This is a genomic window from Trichocoleus sp. DQ-U1 (assembly GCF_039961925.1).
Taxonomy (GTDB): domain Bacteria; phylum Cyanobacteriota; class Cyanobacteriia; order Cyanobacteriales; family FACHB-T130; genus FACHB-T130.
On record NZ_JAMPKB010000095.1, the window covers coordinates 1 to 17,699 of the forward strand.

General features: G+C 47.4%; 14 protein-coding genes. 2 read left to right on the plus strand and 12 right to left on the minus strand.

All coding sequences use genetic code 11. The features are described from left to right. Positions 1-207 precede the first annotated feature (207 nt). The 12 genes from NDI34_RS24675 to NDI34_RS24730 form a co-directional block, all read right to left on the minus strand. Positions 208-2,565, minus strand: coding sequence for a response regulator (locus NDI34_RS24675; protein ID WP_348234119.1), 2,358 nt, complete (start codon positions 2,563-2,565; stop codon positions 208-210). Continuing rightward, a complete protein-coding gene (locus NDI34_RS24680; protein ID WP_348234120.1) occupies positions 2,558-4,747 on the minus strand; it encodes an ATP-binding protein in 2,190 nt (729 codons plus the stop codon). Before NDI34_RS24680 ends, NDI34_RS24675 begins: the two co-directional genes overlap by 8 nt. 69 nt (positions 4,748-4,816) lie before the next feature. Next, positions 4,817-5,824, minus strand: coding sequence for an ATP-binding SpoIIE family protein phosphatase (locus NDI34_RS24685; RefSeq protein ID WP_190415967.1), 1,008 nt, complete (start codon positions 5,822-5,824; stop codon positions 4,817-4,819). A gap of 7 nt (positions 5,825-5,831) precedes the next feature. Next, positions 5,832-6,236 carry an anti-sigma regulatory factor gene (locus NDI34_RS24690; protein ID WP_190415968.1) on the minus strand — a complete coding sequence of 135 codons (405 nt, stop codon included), beginning with the start codon at positions 6,234-6,236 and terminating at the stop codon, positions 5,832-5,834. Continuing rightward, entirely contained in the window at positions 6,217-6,612 is a 396-nt protein-coding gene (locus NDI34_RS24695) for an STAS domain-containing protein (protein ID WP_190531216.1), read from the minus strand. The genes NDI34_RS24690 and NDI34_RS24695 overlap by 20 nt, the downstream gene beginning before the upstream one ends. Before the next feature lie 8 nt (positions 6,613-6,620). Further along, on the minus strand, positions 6,621-7,487 hold the full coding sequence (locus NDI34_RS24700) for an STAS domain-containing protein (RefSeq protein ID WP_348234121.1): 867 nt from the start codon (positions 7,485-7,487) through the stop codon (positions 6,621-6,623). Between the two features lie 568 nt (positions 7,488-8,055). Then, complete coding sequence (locus tag NDI34_RS24705) at positions 8,056-9,003, minus strand: D-2-hydroxyacid dehydrogenase (protein ID WP_190525504.1); 948 nt, start codon at positions 9,001-9,003, stop codon at positions 8,056-8,058. Between the two features lie 377 nt (positions 9,004-9,380). Beyond that, positions 9,381-9,800, minus strand: a complete 420-nt coding sequence (locus NDI34_RS24710) for a hypothetical protein (protein ID WP_190415972.1) — start codon at positions 9,798-9,800, stop codon at positions 9,381-9,383. 587 nt (positions 9,801-10,387) lie between these two features. After that, positions 10,388-11,374, minus strand: a complete 987-nt coding sequence (locus NDI34_RS24715; RefSeq protein WP_190415974.1) for a restriction endonuclease — start codon at positions 11,372-11,374, stop codon at positions 10,388-10,390. 238 nt (positions 11,375-11,612) lie between these two features. Further along, the gene (locus NDI34_RS24720) at positions 11,613-12,569 is read right to left on the minus strand and encodes a hypothetical protein (RefSeq protein WP_348234122.1); all 957 of its coding nucleotides are present in this window, start codon (positions 12,567-12,569) and stop codon (positions 11,613-11,615) included. 196 nt (positions 12,570-12,765) lie between these two features. Beyond that, positions 12,766-13,056, minus strand: coding sequence for a hypothetical protein (locus NDI34_RS24725; RefSeq protein WP_348234123.1), 291 nt, complete (start codon positions 13,054-13,056; stop codon positions 12,766-12,768). 41 nt (positions 13,057-13,097) lie between these two features. Further along, positions 13,098-15,317, minus strand: coding sequence for an AAA family ATPase (locus NDI34_RS24730; RefSeq protein WP_348234124.1), 2,220 nt, complete (start codon positions 15,315-15,317; stop codon positions 13,098-13,100). A gap of 113 nt (positions 15,318-15,430) precedes the next feature. Here NDI34_RS24730 and NDI34_RS24735 point away from each other — a divergent pair, with 113 nt between their 5' ends. Continuing rightward, the gene (locus NDI34_RS24735; RefSeq protein ID WP_348234125.1) at positions 15,431-15,604 is read left to right on the plus strand and encodes a hypothetical protein; all 174 of its coding nucleotides are present in this window, start codon (positions 15,431-15,433) and stop codon (positions 15,602-15,604) included. Positions 15,605-15,612: 8 nt separating this feature from the next. Then, positions 15,613-17,699, plus strand: a 2,087-nt coding sequence (locus NDI34_RS24740) for a PAS domain-containing protein (protein ID WP_348234126.1), incomplete at its 3' end; no start/stop codon positions are given.

Genomic DNA, 17,699 nt, shown 5'->3' on the forward strand with positions numbered 1-17,699 from the left:
TGTGAATACGACCATTCTTGACCGTGTGGGTAGATGCACAAGTTGGGCAGGCAGGCATGGAAGAAGGACAGCGAGAAACTCTACTTCTCTATCATTACATCTTTGGCACTACCGGCACTTGTTGTTCTGATACTTAAAAACTTAACTCAGTGGAATCGTTCATTGTAGAAAGTCGAGTCTTAGAGCATTTACTGACTGCCGTTGACTTCACACTTCATGAATTCCTGTTCGTCCAGCAAGACTCGCTACAATGGTTGCTAATTCAGAAGGTTCCACAGGTTTAGGGATGTGCATTTGAAATCCGGCAGCGATCGCTCGCATCCTATCTTCAGCCCTAGCGTATGCTGTTAGAGCAACAGCAGGAGTTCGTCCCCCCTCTTCTACGTTCAATGCCCGTACTCTACGAATCAATGTGTAGCCATCCTCTCCAGGCATCCCGATATCGCTCAATAGAACATCTGGTTTAAGAATTTTTATCGCTTCAATCGCTGAATCAGCCGATCCAACGGCACACACAGAAGCTCCGCACTGTTCCAATAGCGTTGTGACAAACACTCGCGAATCAACCTCATCGTCTACGACGAGTATTTGTAAGCCATCTAACGAAGGCGGATTGTTAAATGAAACTCCCCGCCCAACCGTTGGGTGTACCCGCTCTCCCTCACTTGTCTCCATACGGACAGGCATCAGAGGAAGCTTTACGATAAATGTCGCTCCCTGCCCCTCACCTTGACTTTCTGCACGAACTGTGCCACCGTGTAGCTCTACCAAGTGGCGTACAATCGCTAGACCAAGACCAAGTCCGCTGTATGACCGGGTAATAGAACTATCAGCTTGACGAAAGCGGTCGAAGACATAGGGCACAAAGTCAGAGTTAATACCAAGTCCTGTATCGATTACTGTTATTTCAACATGGGAGTTAATCCGTTCGAGGCGAACCTGAACTCGCCCTTCTTTAGGTGTGAACTTGATTGCATTGGATAATAGATTCCAAATTATCTGCTGCAAGCGGTCTGAGTCACCGGCAACCGGGCCTGCTGCCGGATCGAGTACACTTTGGAGTCGAATAGCCTTAGCATCAGCCGCCGGACGGACGGTATCAACCGCCGCCTCAACAACCAAAGCCAGCTCAATTGGGCGGACATTTAGGCGTAACTTGCCCTGAATGATGCGGGAAACATCCAGCAAATCCTCCACCAGCTGAGCTTGTGCCCTAGCACTGCGTTCAATGGTCTCCATCGCCCGCGCAGTAGTCGCCTCGTCAAATTTGCGGGTATTGAGTAATTGAACCCACCCTAGCATTGCGTTGAGGGGCGATCGCAGTTCGTGAGACAGTGTTGCCAAAAACTCGTCCTTCATCCGGTTTGCTGACTCCGCCGCGGTGCGTGCTTCCTGTTCCGCAACGAGTAGTTGGTTGCGTTCGTCTTCAACTTGCTTCCGTTCAGTGAAGTCACGCATGATTTTAGAAAAGCCTCGTAGCTGCCCAGTCTCATCTCGTAAGGGCGTTACGATGCCACTTGCCCAGAAACGGGTGGCGTCCTTACGCAGGTACCAGCGTTCATTTTCAGCACGACCTTCTATTACTGCCGTTTCCAGTTCTTGCTTGTCTGCACCGAGTTCTAGGTCTTCAGGTATATAGATAATTGAGGCAGATAAACCGAGGATTTCGACTTCCTGATAACCGAAAATGCGCTCTGCTCCAATGCTCCAACGAATAACACGCCCGTCTGGGTCGATGAAGAAAATCGCGTAGTCTTTTACATTTTCTAATAACAAGCGAAACCGTTCTTCGCTGGTTCGCAGCGCTTCTGATGCCCACTTGCGATCTGTGATGTCAGCTACAATATACACAGCACCCGTAAAAACTCCACTCTCGTCGAACACGGGATCTGTGGTTACAGAAAACCATCGTTCACCACACCGTAGCTCCTCGTTCTCGCGACGACGGGTTTCTTGGACACGAGTTAAGGGAGTTACCTCGACGCAGCCCAGGATATCGTGCATTACCTCCTGATAAAAGCAACCCTCGATCTTTCCGAACGGTTTTTTCAGAAGATTCGTCATGGCGCTGTTAGTTCGCAAGATTCTGCCACGGTGATCTAGTAAACAAACACCATCCTTCATGGCATTGAATGTCGTTTGCCACTCTTTCGCCAAAGCCATTGCCGATTCTTCAGCCTCTCGGATGCGGAGCAAAGCTTTCACAGTAGCGAGCAACTCGATTGCCTCCACCGGCTGGGCTAGATAGCCATCTGCACCACTCTCTAACCCTTGTGCCTTGTCTTTACTCTCGACAAAACTAGCAGACAGATGCAGGACAGGAATTGAGGAAGTAGCAGGATTTGCCTTGAGGCGGTGGCAGACCTCAAACCCATTAATATCAGGAAGCTGCACGTCAAGGATAATTAAGTCAGGCGGTTGCTGCGCTACTAATTGCAGACCCGTTTCGCCAGTGGCAGCCTCTTGAACCTTATACCCCTCTTTCCGAAGCATTCGACTGACGACATAGCGGTTCGTTTCATTGTCGTCTACGTGCAAGATCGTGATAAGGGTGCGGTCAGACATGAGCAGCCTCTCCAGGCTCTAGAACTAGCCCAGCTAAAAGAAGTGCTTCTCGGACAAGAGCGATCGCTTCTTCACGAGATGAGTTTTCTTTTGAGAGAATCGCTACTGTGCTTTCGACAAGTATCGAGCGTTCCTCTGGTTCAAGAAGCTTTGAAGTATTAATAATTACTGGAATATTTTTAGTAGCTGGATCGGCTTTCATCTGTTCCAAAACCTCGAACCCGCTCATATCTGGCATAACTAGGTCGAGAAAAATGCAAGAAGGATTTTCTAGGCGGGCGTGACGGATACCTTCGTCCCCTGAAGTTGCCTCAATTATCTTAAAATTAAAACATTTTTCACGAGTGCTGCGACCCGTAAAATCGGCTAAATATTGCTTTAGTAGATAGTGGGATGCTGGGTCATCGTCAATAATCAAAACTTTTTGTAAATGCTCTTGTTTGACTAAAGTATTAAGTTTTTCAAGAAGCGATAATCGTTCTACTGGTTTCACAAAAAAGGCATCTGCACCTAAAGCACGAGCTTTCTTTTCGTTGTCAATAACAGTGATAACAACGATCGGGATATCTCGTGTCGCAGCGTTTCCTTTCATCTCTGAAAGGAAATCCCAGGTATTTTGCTCCTCAAGCAAAATGTCTAATAGCACAGCTCGTGGCTCAAACATTTGAAATGCTTGTTTTACTTGCTTGAGCGATCGCGCTGGGAAAATTTGATAGCTCGACCCCGCAAAATACTTCTCGTAAATGAACAGTGTTTCTGGGTTATCTTCTACAACTAAGACTGGATAGCGAGTCGCATCTAACTGCAAAGGAGCATCGGGTTCAGATACCTCCTCTATATCACCCTCACCCCGGTAAATGAGCGGTATGGTGGCGAAAAACGTGGAACCTACCCCTTGTAAGCTTTTGATGGAGACACTCCCTCCCAGTAACTCGGCTAACTTCCGCGAAAGCGGCAGTCCTAGACCTGTTCCTTTAACCCGCTTTTGAAGGTGAGAATTCACCTGAATAAATTCCTCAAAGATCCGTTCAGTATCCTCAGGCGCAATTCCGATACCTGTATCAGCCACCGAGAAGACGACAGTGTTTTTGTCCAGTTCAGCTCTGATGCGAACTTCACCTCTTTCGGTATATTTCAATGCATTAGAAATAAAATTTCTCAAAATTTGGGCAACCTTCCCCTCATCGGTGCAGAGTGGGGGAAAGCCAACAGGTTCTTCAAAAACAAGAGAAATTGAGGAATTATCGCTAAGAAGTGGGCGCAGCATTCCTCGAAGAGTAGCGAATAGCTCGCTAACTTCAAACGCATTCGGATGAACCACAATTTTTCCTGCCTCGACCTTTGCCAAGTCCAAAAGGTCGTTCACCAACTCCGAGAGTCCTTCAGCCGATTGACGGATAAACGTCACTTGCTGTTCTTGATCGGGTGTCAATTCACCATCCATCCGATCTAGCAGCAGTCGAGAGAGAGACATAATCGAGTTGAGCGGCGTGCGAAACTCATGGCTCATATTAGACAGGAAGCGAGTTTTAAGTTCATTGGCTCGCTGTAAAGAAACTGCTTTTTCGTCTAACTCGGCATATAATGCCACAACACCCCGATTAGTATCCTCTAGCTCGCGATTGACCTGCGCCAATTCAGCTTGACGCTTTTCGAGTTCTGCTAGAGTGCGAAGCAGTTCTTGGTTTTGTTGCTGAATTTCCTCAAAGGGATTTTGAGACCCTCGCATCGCCAACTCATCAGCAATTTGCGCCAAGCGCTTTGCTGTCAAGATCGGTGCCCGCTTTGGCAAGGTTTTTTCCATCAGCACCTCTGTTCCCTGCCCTGGCGTGGACGCGATATGAAACCGATCCATCAGCCGCTTGGTGCCAATAATGCCTAAACCCATTCCGGTTTTTGATTTATACTGCCCATCCAGAATGCTCTTCAGATTGGCGATACCCGGCCCTTGGTCACGAATGCATACCACCAAGCTCTGAGGCAATTCGCCTTCCACCCGAAACTCTATTTTTCCCCCACGGGTATATTGGAAGGCGTTGCGGGCAATTTCCGATACAGCAGTGGCAATGCGCGTCTGATCCTGAGAGTCAAACCCCAAAGCTTGAGCAATCTGGCGTGCCTGCTGACGGGTCATCACGACATCTTGCTCAAATCGTATTTCTATCGTAAGAAGATTGGTCATTGGTCAATTGCTAATGGCTAATCGCTTGTTATTTATTATTCATCAGCCCCTGCTGTACTCCTTTAGCCTTCAGTCTTCTTCGCGAGCAACCAGCACAGTGATGTCATCGCGACCTCGGTAGAAATCCCGGTACAAAACTCCAGCAATCAGGCTGGGATGTCTGGTTATGAGACCAGCATAGCGATCCAATCGCCACTGTGTACTCAACCCATCGGAATGCATCACCAAAAGCCCTCCTTGAGGCCACTGATAGACAAATTCCTGGATTTTACGGACTTCATGCCCCACAGTGCCATTGTGGGAAACCATGCTGTAGCTTCCTGCGGGAGAAAAAACGCTGCCAGCGATATTACCAACTCCAGCAAAACGAACGACAAGAGTTTTAAAGTCTACTTCTGCGATCGCTAAAGCAGCTCCACGAGTACTCCGCAGGGCTACGTGAGCCGCTTCAATAATCTCTGCGGGACTTTTGCGGACATTCTCTCGAAATATCTGAATGGCTTCTAAGGATGCCTGGGCGGCTAGAGGGCCGTGACCCAAACCATCTGCGACTAATAGCAGACTGCGACCGGGCTGTTGGTCGGTTGCCCACCCATCACCCGATACCTCCTCCCCTGCCATCGGGAGGCACACCACGCCAATCTCTAGATTGTTGGTCGATTGGTTTGCCACTTCTGGGCAAGCCCAGAGGTGACTTAATAAAGCTGTACCCACGTTGGGAACAGAATGAATCTCAAAAAAAGCAGAAAGGCGGCTAACTGCCCCCAAACCATTTCCAGGCGTCCCTGCTGTAGAAAAACCGTCGCGCAGACACTCCTGGATATTGCTGATCCCTGGCCCTTTGTCCAAGGCTAGGATTTCTATACCCGTTATCTCGTTTTTGCTTAAAGGCTGTAGCAGCAACAGACCGTCTTTAGCGTGCAGAACCAGGTTATTGGCGATCTCAGTAACGACAATACCAACCTGCCCCCGCTCAGTTTCGTTGAAGCCGAGACGAGTCGCGATCGCGAGGGCTATTCGTCTCGCTTCACCAGCCTGACTAGACTCTAAAATGGGTAAGGCGACGGGAGCATTCATAATTAACTCACTTCCACTTTGTAATAGTGACTTTTGTGCCTTCTCCGACACGGGAAACGATATTGAATTCGTTCACCAGGCGCTTTGACCCACTCAAACCCATCCCCAGCCCGTTTCCGGTTGTGAAGCCATCTTTTAGCGCCAGATCGATATCCGGAATTCCTGGCCCACTGTCTTCAAAAGTTAGCCGCAGACCCCGACGGAGTCCCTCCTCTAGGGCTTCGAGTTGCACCGTCCCGCCGCCGCCATAGTCCAGGGTGTTGCGTGCCAGCTCGCTCGCCGCTGTCACGATTTTAGTCTGGTCTATTAGGCTAAAACCCAGTCCTAGGGCAAACTGACGCACGGCTTGCCGTACTAGCACAACGTCTGCCGAAGACTGGATGCTTATCGTTTCAGACCTCTGCAAGACCATCTATGCTCCCCCTAGGAGAAGCCTCCAACGATTTATGCAGGAGGGACATTCCCTTTTCAACGTTTAAGGATGTGCGAATGCCGGTTAAGGAGAGTCCCAACTCTACTAAAGTGATGGCGACTGCTGGCTGCATACCTACAACAACCGTTTCAGCATCAAGTACTCGCGACATCTTGGCAATATTTCCCAGTATCCGTCCAATAAAAGAATCAACGATCTCCAGTGCTGAAATATCTATCAGCACACCACGGGCACTTGTTTGGCTAATGCGGTCGGTCAGGTCATCTTGCAAAGCGATCGCTAGGCGATCGTGCATATCAACCTGAATCGTCACTAGCAGGAATTCACCCATTTGTAATATGGGGATACGTTCCATAAAACTCCTTAAGTGCGTGTTTGGGCGCGAGAGATCGTGGCTCCAGTTCGCTTCAGCGCCAAAGCAAATGCGTCGCATAGAGAAGCCTTGGTGATCACATCAGCCAGATCCACGCCCAAGTAGACAATCGTTTGAGCAATCTGGGGCCGAATCCCGCTCAGGATGCAATCAGCGCCCATTAGACGAGCCGCAGTGACTGTCTTAAGTAAGTGCTGAGCGGTGAGAGTATCAACGGTGGGCACTCCCGTAATATCAATGATGGCGACTTCCGAACCCGTCTCTACAATCTTCTGCAAGAGGGACTCCATCATCACTTGGGTGCGGGCGCTATCGAGGGTGCCAATGATGGGTAGGGCTAAAATGCCTTCCCACAGTTTCACGACCGGCGTTGAAAGTTCCATCAGCTCCTCTTGTTGGCGCAGGATCACTTCCTCGCGGGCTTTCTGATAGCTCTCAGTTGTCCAGAGTCCAAGCTTGTCCAACAGAGTCGTAACTGACCAAATCTCTTCCAGAAGGCTTTCGCTATCCTGTGCAAGTTCTAGGCGCAAGCGGCTGAACAAAGGTTGCTTCAAAGAGAAAACAAAAGTTGCGGTTTCTGTTGGCGTGAAGCCTTTCTGGCTGCGCGATCGCGAAATCGAGCCAAGCATCTCGCGCACGCTACGCCATTCAGTCGATTTAATGTCGGTGAAGTTACCCTGCTGGACAGATGCCGAGAACAAGTCCAGGAATTCTCTGCATTCTTCACGCAGCTCTATTTCCTTAATTAGGTCTTTGCGGATACCAGCAGTTATTTGCTCTGAGATCCAGTCTGTTAGCAGTTGGGATTGATCGGTTTGGAGAATTTTCGGAATCTTACTTTTGCCGCTCAAGTCCATATTAACGGCCCCTTGTTTTAGCCTGTATTTGGCAAATTATTGTACAAGTCAACGATTTAGGCTTTTCGGCTAACTAGCTCAGTGGAGCCATTGAACAGCTTTCGTTGCGAGAATCCCTAGATGTACTTTTTTATCGTTAAGAAAATCTAGTTGACGAACTAGGCAGTATGAGGTAGTCCCTGAAAGGCTGATTGACCAAGATTAATTATAAGGATAAGGCGGGACAAAATAAGTACGTGTTACCGAAGTTTCACCGTCACGTTCCTACGCTTATGGTTCGCCCTAAAATCTGCAAGCCAGCCTAGAAATCATACCCATCATCTAGGCTAAAGGTTGCTGAGTGCTTCCTGTTGCGTTGCGTAATCAACTGTAATTGAAGCAAGGCGATCGCGCGAAGGCACCCTATAAACTGCTCTGTGACAGTTACACAAGTCCTAAGCAAGCATCTTCACGTCTTCGCACTCGCTACAAGCCCTCTATTGAGAACTTTTGTGCTAAAGCAGCAGTGAGAGTCAGGAAGTTTTGAGAATCTCGAATTGTTAATTGCAGAGGATGAGTGGGAAAAATATTAGTAACCCACTTGCTTATCCACTACATTTCGCAGCGGTAAACCAGCTTGATAGCGGCTCAAATTCTCCAAAAACAGTTCTAAGGATCGCTGGTAAGTTTGTGGCGAATCTGCCGAACAGTGGGGTGAAATAAAGACGTTAGGCAGCGACCAAAAAGGACTATCTGGCGGTAAGGGTTCTGCGGAAAAAGTGTCTAATGCAGCGCCTGCAATCCAGCCTTCTCGAAGAGCAGTCAGCAATGCAGCTTCATCAACGATTGCACCTCTAGCAATATTAATGAAAAAGGCAGATGGACGCATGGCTTGAAAAACTGCTGCGTCCATCGTGCCTTTCGTCTCCGGTGTCAGAGGTGTGCTAACGACGACATAATCAGCTTCCGGAAGCAGCGATCGCCATTCGGTTGCACTCACGACTTTGTCAAACTCCGGTAGCGGTTCGGGATGGCGACGGCTACCCCAAACTCTCATGCCAAAAGATGACGCACGTTGCGCGATCGCGACGCCAATACTTCCCGCACCAATAATTAGCAAAGTTGCATCCTTCAACTCTTTCAGTTTTATGCCTCTCCCCCAATTATGTTCAGCTTGAAATGCTTGTAGTTGAGGTAAATTTTTCGCATGATAGAGCATAAACATCAGGACAAATTCCGCAATCGGAATTGCATGAACCCCTGCGCCATTCGTGAGCGTAATCCCCCGTCCCAAAAACGTTGGTGTCAGAATGTGATTTACCCCGGCACTAGGGGTGTGCTGCCAACGCAGCGCGGGTGCAGCCGCGAGAACTTTATGCAAAGTAGTTGGTTTTAGCAGAATCCAGTTGAAATAAACTTCAGCATCGCTGGCATCGCCGTCAAGATTGCCCTCACTATCCACACGTACCACCTGTAAATTGGGAGGTAAACGCGGCTCGATATCAGATGCAATTTCGGTAGGGATTATTAGTTTCATATTTGGTCTGATATCGGAATGAATTCGCCATCCATCGCGTGACCGCAGATGGTTGGGTGACTTCTGGACTATGTATGCGGGAAGTAGTGGGAAGTGACGACACGCAAGGGTTTTAGTCTTTAGGCTGTGTTTGATTCAACCGCAGATGGTTTGGTAAGCTTGGGGCGGGAATCGCAAATAGTTTGGTGTAAACTCTCCGATATTGAGGAGAGTAATGTTTTCTGTCGTTGCAGAATTCTGCACGAAATTCGTCCTACTTAGTCTCCAGTAGAGGAGAGTGTGTACGCCAAACCATCTGCGATCGCGACTCAGGAACACCTAGTTTGAGATGTTAAGCGCTATCTCTAAGAAACTTTGGGCAAAAGTTTCTTAAAATTTCAGGAACTTCCGCGAACATTTGGCAGATTGAATGGACGCACAGGAGGGGCAGCCGCCGCACCATAATTTACTCGGCAGCCAATATTTAATATGTTGGCTCCACACTCAAGTGGTACGACTTCGCCACCTAGCATGGCGCTACAGCTAACATAACCATCATTGTTCGTGTCCTTAATCATGCACTCAATCGGTGTGGCACGCGCATGGCTAGACCAAGACCTCATACCCATCCCTGCAATCATGTGCTGCCAAAAGAAACCGAGAACAAACAAGCCAAAAACAACAGCAATGACTGCCGTAGCGATAATCCCGACTCTGGTTTTCCAATTGCTGAGAATTCCTCCCGGCTTGAGTTGTGGAGAATTCTGTACGGTGGGAGCAGCATTGGTTTTTTCTGGTACTGGTTGAGTTTCAGACATGGTAATGCTTCTTTACTCAGTAAGCCGCCACTTTGAGTGGCTTACCTAAAGTCTACAAAATGGCGCAAAAATAGGGGTGCGATGTATAAAATCGAGTGGCAACAGAAAGAATCAAATTCTCTTGAGGATTTCTAGAGAGCGATCGCATCCCACTCTTACTTCTACTGAGTGTAGGGAATCTCTATCCGCAGAAGCATCTTTTCGCGTGGTTTCTTTACCCCGTTAGTCTTTTTGGCAGTCATCACCGGCGAATGCATCGTAACGAATGCATCGTAACAACGATCATTGGATCATCCGCCGACAGAAAATTGAAATTTATCAGTTCCACGATGAGCGCTACGTTTTAGTTCAACAGAGCCAATTTTTCCCTAGATTTGACTTGAATGACATCTTTAGCGAGTGCATTTCTGAGGCAGACTAATTGGGATCTGGCGCGATTGATAAATTAAGCGATCGCTATCCTCACCAATGCTGAAATGCGATTGCTGCCTTTGGCGTAGATATTGGACGGAAGTGGGCGTTGGCTTACAAGAGCGTCAACCCAAGCTACGGCGGTAGGCGATCTCACTAAAAGTTTAAGGCAATTGTCATTGCATAGATTTAGGTATTAGTTTTAACTTTACAGCTAGATTTTTGACAGCTGGTTTAGATAAAACTAATTCTTGAATATTTTTTCGATCCCAACGAATAACATGAATATATGAATGAATCTTTTCCCAATCTGATATTTCATCTCTACAATTATTAGCTAAATGACTTGAAACAGCAATAACAAAAACTGAAGGCTTGAATTTTTCTGCCCAAGTAAATGCATTTGAAAGATGTACCCAGTTTACGCCTTTTTTAAAGTGCTTGGCTTCAATAAAGTAGAGTTCTTCTCTCTCTTCATCCAAGCCACCATTTATTTTGAACTTAGCCTCTATATCTCTGCCCTTACCACCTGTTCCAGTTCTCCAATCGATATAATTTGGATTATAAGACTTGACTAGTTCATACACAATTTCTTCAAATTGCTTGTCATTAATAGCAGTCCAATTAAATCCATTTGCTTTTGATTTTGATTGATTGCTTTGACGAATGTTATGTGTATTAACTTGGTAATCTCTTTTTGCACCGTGTCTATTCCATGCTTGAATTACTTCGGGAGCTTCGTAGCCACATTTCTTGATCCAATTACAGACTGTGCGCTCGCTAACACAACATATAGCAGCAATTTTATAGGTTGACCAGTTCAATTTCTCATCTTCACCCATTGCCTCTAGTAGGGATAGTACCTTCTTAACAGTCCTACCCTTATCGTCATTTTTGCGTGGATAAATATACGGGTTAGAATGAACATCTACTAGGATAGTCTTCTGTCCCGCTAATTCAGCAGCTTTCAAAAGATTAATACCGTAAATAAGTCTGTAATGCTTGCCATCAAAAAAGCATATAACTGATGGATAATCGTCACCATCTCGCATAACTTTGGCAAAACGTTTAATTATACATATATGTTGTTTTTCCTTAGATTCAATATCACTGTCAGTGCGAATCATATCTAATGAGACGGATATTTCTTCTGATTGCGTCATGGTAAGATATTTCTGCAAGATCAAATCTTGATAGTAATGTGTATGTTAACAAACAGGTAATTTGCCTCTATTTGCTCTTCTACCGTCTTAGTTGTTCTAACTTGAAAGCCTATTTTTACAGCATTTCCTGCCCTAACTCCTCAATAGGGCGTGTTCGACCATGCTCTATACTCTCTATTCGTCGTTTGATGCCTGTACTTGTCTCCATTTGAGAGAATGAGGAGCGATCGCACTCTGGTTAATCTTTCTTTTTTTTACCTTTTTCCTTTTCTTTGTCCTTGTGCTTTTTCTTTTTGTCTTTACCTTTACCTTCAGTTTGTTCGGCTGCTCGTAAAATCAAATTTCGAGCCACAGTTTGCGTACCCGTATGCTCGTAGTAATTGGTTGACATATCTAGGAATGCAGCTAGATAATCCAACTTACTATCAGCCGTATTCATAAACTGTTGTAAGTGCCCCAAAACATTTTCTTGTGTTAACCCGCGAGATGCAACAAAGTTATTCATCCAGCCGTTAACTGAGGCAAAACTCTCACCGATGAAGCCTAATTTTCCAGCCGTAGTACCGCCAGGGATTGCACTGTTGATACTCTGATAGGTAGTATTTCCTTCTAATTGCGAAGGATTGACCTGGCTAAGAATAGATTGAGCTTTGAGGATGAAGTTGGGGCCAAGCGGAATCAATGCATCAACAGCAACTAGCGCAGCCATTCGCATTATGGATTCGTTGTGATAGTTTCCTAAAGAAGTTCTAAATGCTTCAATGCTGGTAGGAATGCCGTGCAACCGACAAAAGGCAATCAACTCGACAACCAGCTTTAGGGACAAATCAATCGCTTGTACGGTATCCGCTTTGGGAGTAAGCTGGTTTAAAAAATTCAGGAAGCTAATTTTCTCGCCAACTTTGTTCGCTAGTGCTGCTGCACCAATGGCACTATCAGCACGGTCAATTGTTTGGTAAAGCCATAAGGTTTGTTGATAACTCTGGGTTGGATCGTTGTACAGCGCGATCGCTCTTTCGCCAATCTCCTCAATCAGACCTTTGTCGGTAACACCTGTCACCGCACGGATAGTATTTTCAAATCCCACCAAGTTTTGCCACTCACCAGGAACGACATAATCGAGCGATCGCAGCATATAAACGGTCATGCTGCTGGTTGGCAGGGTATCCACCAATTTAGAAATAGACTGACTCACGAATTTAGTTCCTTTTTAACTAGATGCCTACCTCTTTTTATCCTAATTTTTAGGACGAAGTACCTTTTACAAAAAATTACAAAATTAAGGTGAACTTGCCAGCGCGATTGCAACACAGCCCATAGATTACGCTAAGCGTTGAAACTAAACTTTTGTTTTATTCAACTGCTGCTGGAGCGCAAATTATTTGTTATTACTACCGTTGGTGAATGAATCCTCGGAGTGAAAACCAAGCAACAGCAGCAAGGGGAAGGACAACACTGATACCAATAGCAGCCCCTTTCAATCGTTGTATCGAGAGTAGATTTAATTTGATGCCATACACTGTTACCACAGTGTTTGTCCATTCTTCTAGTTGATTGGGAGAACTGGTAGGAACCAGAACCATAATCGAAAAAAACAGTGCCAGATAGAAAGCTAATAACGCCGCTCCACCACCAACTAGCCCTAGAATGACTTTTTTGAGTATCTCAAGAACTTCTTCCATAATCTAAATACTCGAAATGAATCGGAAATCCGTCACGTCCCCTACGATAACGAAGATTGTACAAAAGCGATCGCGCTTTCCCAATTAACGGTCTGATGAAGCAGGGAGCGGATAAATAGCTCTTTTATAGTCCGAATTTCTTGTTCTTGGAGGTGCTTCGCCAAATGCGCCGCATAGGAGGGTCTATTCCTTACAGAAGTCGTTGCGAACCAGCGGTCAATTAAGGCGGGTGTAATATGCATGGAGGTTTGCGATCGCTCCTCAGTCACTTCAACCACCAATCCCGCCGACTCGAAAGCTTTTCTCAAATCAAACGCATCCCAGTTAACCATTGGATCTGAGGTGTCGCTGTAAATTGCCTCTTCCGCTGCCACTAATCGCTGGTATAAGTCGGCATTGGGCTTCGACTTTTCGAGCAAACGATAAAGTCGTTGCGTGTGGCGTGGCACTGTTTCTGCAAGTACCAAAACTCCCGACTGTTGCAGTAATTGGGCTAACCATTTGGCTGCTGCTGCTTTATCCGGTTCGTGGATAAGTGCATTTCGCCCGATGATGCAGTCAAATCGGATATCAGAGGATTGGGCAGCTAAAACCTTTGGCAATTGGGTTAAGGTAGCACTCAATAGGACGGGACGATTGAGTTCTGGAAGCGCTACCACTTGCTCTTGGAGTGCCTTTGCTTCATCAGGAGTGCGAGTACAGGCATAAACGCCACCTTCTGGCACCCGACGCAAAGCTTCAAAGGTGAGTAAACCACTCCCGGCATTTAAGTCCAAAATGACATGGTGACGCTGAAGTTGAGAAAGTGTGAAAATGCGATCGCGTACTGCTTCCAATTGCTCACCCACCTGACTCAACGTGCGCTGCAACCAACGGTCAACTGTGCGGTCAGTTGGTCCTGTTGTTAGCACTTCAACGGGTGAGACAAAAACACCTTCTGCCACCGCTTCCAACTGCGCTTCTCGATGACGCGCCACCTGCGTCTTAATTTCTCCTTCAAATCCCTGTGTTGAAGGTTGATAAAACACCTGTCCCTGCAAACTACTCGGTAAATACTGTTGTGCTACCCAGTGGTCGCGGTAGGCGTGAGGATAAAGATAGCCTGCACCATGTCCCAATCCTTTCTTGTCCCGGTTGGCATCTTTCAGGTGATTGGGGACTTCCGCCTCCCGTTCCTTCTCAACCACCGCTAGCGCATCAAAAAATCCCATCGTGCTGTTAGATTTGGGCGCATTGGCGAGATAAAGCGTGCCTTGAGCCAGGTGATAGCGTCCTTCTGGCATTCCCACCCACTCGAAAGCACTCGCGCAGGCATTAACGACGACTAAGGCATTAGGGTCAGCGAGTCCCACATCTTCGCTAGCTAAAATCAACATTCGCCGGAAAATGAAGCGGGGGTCTTCCCCGGCATAAACCATCTTTGCTAGCCAATATAAAGCTGCATCCGGGTCAGAACCGCGCAAGCTTTTGATAAAAGCACTAATCGTATCGAAGTGGGCGTCTCCTTCCTTGTCATAGAGTACAGCCCTTTGCTGAATCGATTCCTCCGCGACAGATAGCGTAACGCGAATCGTTCCAGTTTCGTCGGGGAGTGTGGTTTCGACGGCTAATTCCAAGGCATTGAGTAAGGAACGGGCATCGCCATTAGCGACATTGACCAAATGTGCGATCGCATCCGGCTCTAAGATTACAGATAGCTGACCATAACCGCGTTCTAAGTCAGCGAGTGCCTGTTCGAGGACGCGGCGTAAGTCAGCTTCATGGAGGGGCTTCAGCTGAAAGATGCGGGAACGGCTGACAAGAGCTTTGTTAACTTCAAAATAGGGATTTTCTGTGGTTGCACCAATCAGAATCACCGTCCCATTTTCCACCCAAGGAAGCAGGGCGTCCTGCTGAGATTTATTGAAGCGATGAACCTCGTCAACAAAAAGAATCGTGCGCTGAGTGTGTTCTTTTTGGCGTTTTTGAGCGGTAGCGATCGCATCCCGAATTTCTTTTACCCCAGAAAGGACGGCATTAATCGCAATGAAGTGAGCGCGGGTGGTATTGGCGATAATCCGAGCCAGAGTTGTTTTCCCCGTACCCGGTGGGCCAAAAAAAATCAGGGAAGAAAGCTGGTCAGCTTGAATCGCACGGCGTAACAAACGCCCGGAGCCTAGGATGTGGTCTTGCCCGATAAACTCATCAAGAGTACGTGGGCGCATCCTCGCAGCCAGGGGTGCATCCTTTTCCACTAATTGTTGGCGATGCTGGTCGAACAAGCCTCTCTTCACCCGCTAGGAATTGCCATCTGTCAGTATAGACTAACCCATTAGACCTCCCCAGAAATTAGATTTCGGCTCAAGTCGCAAAAAGGTTTCTGGCTCTTTGAGAGTTGTCACTTTTCGTCGAAACTGTTGCCGAACACTTGCGGAATTTGCATGAGTTTGGCGCTAAAGGAAGGAACGCTAGCCCGATTCTCGTAGGTACCATCCGCATCCGTATTCCCTCTCTCCAAAGCATCTCTCTTAAGACGGATTCTCCTGACGTAGCGACTCAGATTGAATAGAGAAGACCGTGTATGTATACGGATGGCTGTTCATGAAGCGCGACGGCACAGGCAAGTTTGTTAGCAATTGGAACTCAGAGACGAAACAACGGGTTAGCCTATCTCTCACCGATACAGCATGGCGATCGCTCGATCAAGAGGCTCACAGGCGAGGAATTTCTCGCTCTGAAGTCATTGAACGCTTTGCCCGCACTCTTGAAAGCGAACAGTTGTTCCCTGCCCAAGAAACTGAACACAAGGTTGCAACGATTCTTGAAAGCATTACAGATGCTTTTGTCGCCTTCGATCGCGACTGGCGCTACACCTACGTGAATCGGGCGGCGGCTCAAATCCTGCACAAAACGCCAGAAGAGTTATTGGGCAAGGACGTTTGGAATGAGGTTTTTCCTGAGTTGGTCGGTGGCATTGCATATCGGGAACTACATCGGGCAGTGGCACAACAGGTTCCTGTTTCGTGGGAAGAATTTGGGGAACCGATCCAGTGTTGGATAGAGGCGAATGCCTATCCCTCGACCGCAGGGGTAGCCATTTATTTTCGAGATGTTAGCGATCGCAAGCAAGCGGAGGCAGAACGAGAACGGTTGTTGCACGAGCTTGAAATTGAACGCGCCCGATTTGAAGCCGTATTGCGACAAATGCCTGCTGGAGTCATGATTGCTGATGCGGCATCCGGTAAGTTAGCTCTGGCGAACGAACAAACCAAGCAAATTGTTGGGTATGGTTACGAACAGTTGCTTGAGCTTGAGGAATATGCACCCCTGATTCCCTGTGAAATCTTTCGCTTAAATGGTCAGCTCTATGCCCCTCATGAGTATCCATTGGTGCGATCGCTAAAAACAGGTGAGATCGTTACCAACGAACAGATAGAAATTCATCGAGATGATGGTAGCCGCGTCTTCATTAACGTCAACTCAGCACCGATTTTAGATAACCAAGGGCAGATTGTTGCAGCCGTTGTTATCTTCCAAGACGTGAGCGATTACAAACAGGTTGAACAGGCATTCCGAGAAAGCGATGAACGCCTGCGATTAGCACTGATGGCGGCTCAAATGGTTGTCTGGGATATGGATTTGCAGAGCAATCGAGTGGTGTGTTCTGCTAATGCGCTAGACGTTTGGGGTCTTTATGAAGGGACGGGAGAAGAGTTTGTTGCGCTCATTCATCCAGACGATCGACAACAGGTGCTCCAAGCGACGGCAGGGGCAATGGCTGGAGAACAGCCCTACGCACCGGAGTATCGGGTAATTTGTCCAGACGGCGTTGTGCGCTGGATCAACAGTCAGGGGCAAGTCTATCGGGATGAGACGGGGCAAGGAGTTCGCATGATTGGTGTTTCGGTTGATATTACAGAACGCAAACAGATCGAAGCAGAACGCGATCGCCTTTTAAAACGAGAACAATCTGCCCGACTCGAAGCCGAAACCGAACGCCAGCGGTTGCATGACATCCTGATGCAATTGCCTGCCATGATTGGAATTGTGAAAGGTTCCGATCTTATATATGAATTTGCCAATCCAACCTATCTGCAAGTGGCTGGGCGCACTTCAGATATTATCGGCAAATCAATGCGGGACGTTTTCCCGGAGCTAAAGGGACAAATTTACTTTGAAGCGCTCGATCGCGTTTACCGGACGGGAGAACTGTTCATCGGAAATGAGTCGCCTGCTTACTGGGATCGAAACAGCGATGGCGTGTTGCAACAGGGATTTTTCAACTGCATCTTTGCGCCTTGGCGGGATGCTGAGGGAACCATTCAGGGTGTGTTGATTTATAACATTGACGTGACAGCCGAAGTTCAGGCTCGGCAACAGATTGAGTCACTGCTGGCAGAGCTACAGGAAAAAGAACGACAGCAGCAGTTTCTGATTGAACTGAACGATGCGATTCGTGCCATTCAAGACTCGAAGGAAATTATGTGGCGGGTGGTTCACTCCGCAGGAGAGCACTTCAATGTCACTCGCTGTACCTACGGTGAAATTGATTCCACTCAGGAATACGTCATCGTCGATCGCGACTATTGCAATGGTGTCATCAGCATCGTTGGTAGCCATCACATGGATTCGATTGGTCGTGAACTCATTGCTGAATTAAAGCA

Coding starts and splice junctions, on each gene's coding strand:
- NDI34_RS24675 (WP_348234119.1), bottom strand. CDS start 2,565: ATGTCTGACCGCACCCTTATCACGATCTTGCACGTAGACGACAATGAA.
- NDI34_RS24680 (WP_348234120.1), bottom strand. CDS start 4,747: ATGACCAATCTTCTTACGATAGAAATACGATTTGAGCAAGATGTCGTG.
- NDI34_RS24685 (WP_190415967.1), bottom strand. CDS start 5,824: ATGAATGCTCCCGTCGCCTTACCCATTTTAGAGTCTAGTCAGGCTGGT.
- NDI34_RS24690 (WP_190415968.1), bottom strand. CDS start 6,236: ATGGTCTTGCAGAGGTCTGAAACGATAAGCATCCAGTCTTCGGCAGAC.
- NDI34_RS24695 (WP_190531216.1), bottom strand. CDS start 6,612: ATGGAACGTATCCCCATATTACAAATGGGTGAATTCCTGCTAGTGACG.
- NDI34_RS24700 (WP_348234121.1), bottom strand. CDS start 7,487: ATGGACTTGAGCGGCAAAAGTAAGATTCCGAAAATTCTCCAAACCGAT.
- NDI34_RS24705 (WP_190525504.1), bottom strand. CDS start 9,003: ATGAAACTAATAATCCCTACCGAAATTGCATCTGATATCGAGCCGCGT.
- NDI34_RS24710 (WP_190415972.1), bottom strand. CDS start 9,800: ATGTCTGAAACTCAACCAGTACCAGAAAAAACCAATGCTGCTCCCACC.
- NDI34_RS24715 (WP_190415974.1), bottom strand. CDS start 11,374: ATGACGCAATCAGAAGAAATATCCGTCTCATTAGATATGATTCGCACT.
- NDI34_RS24725 (WP_348234123.1), bottom strand. CDS start 13,056: ATGGAAGAAGTTCTTGAGATACTCAAAAAAGTCATTCTAGGGCTAGTT.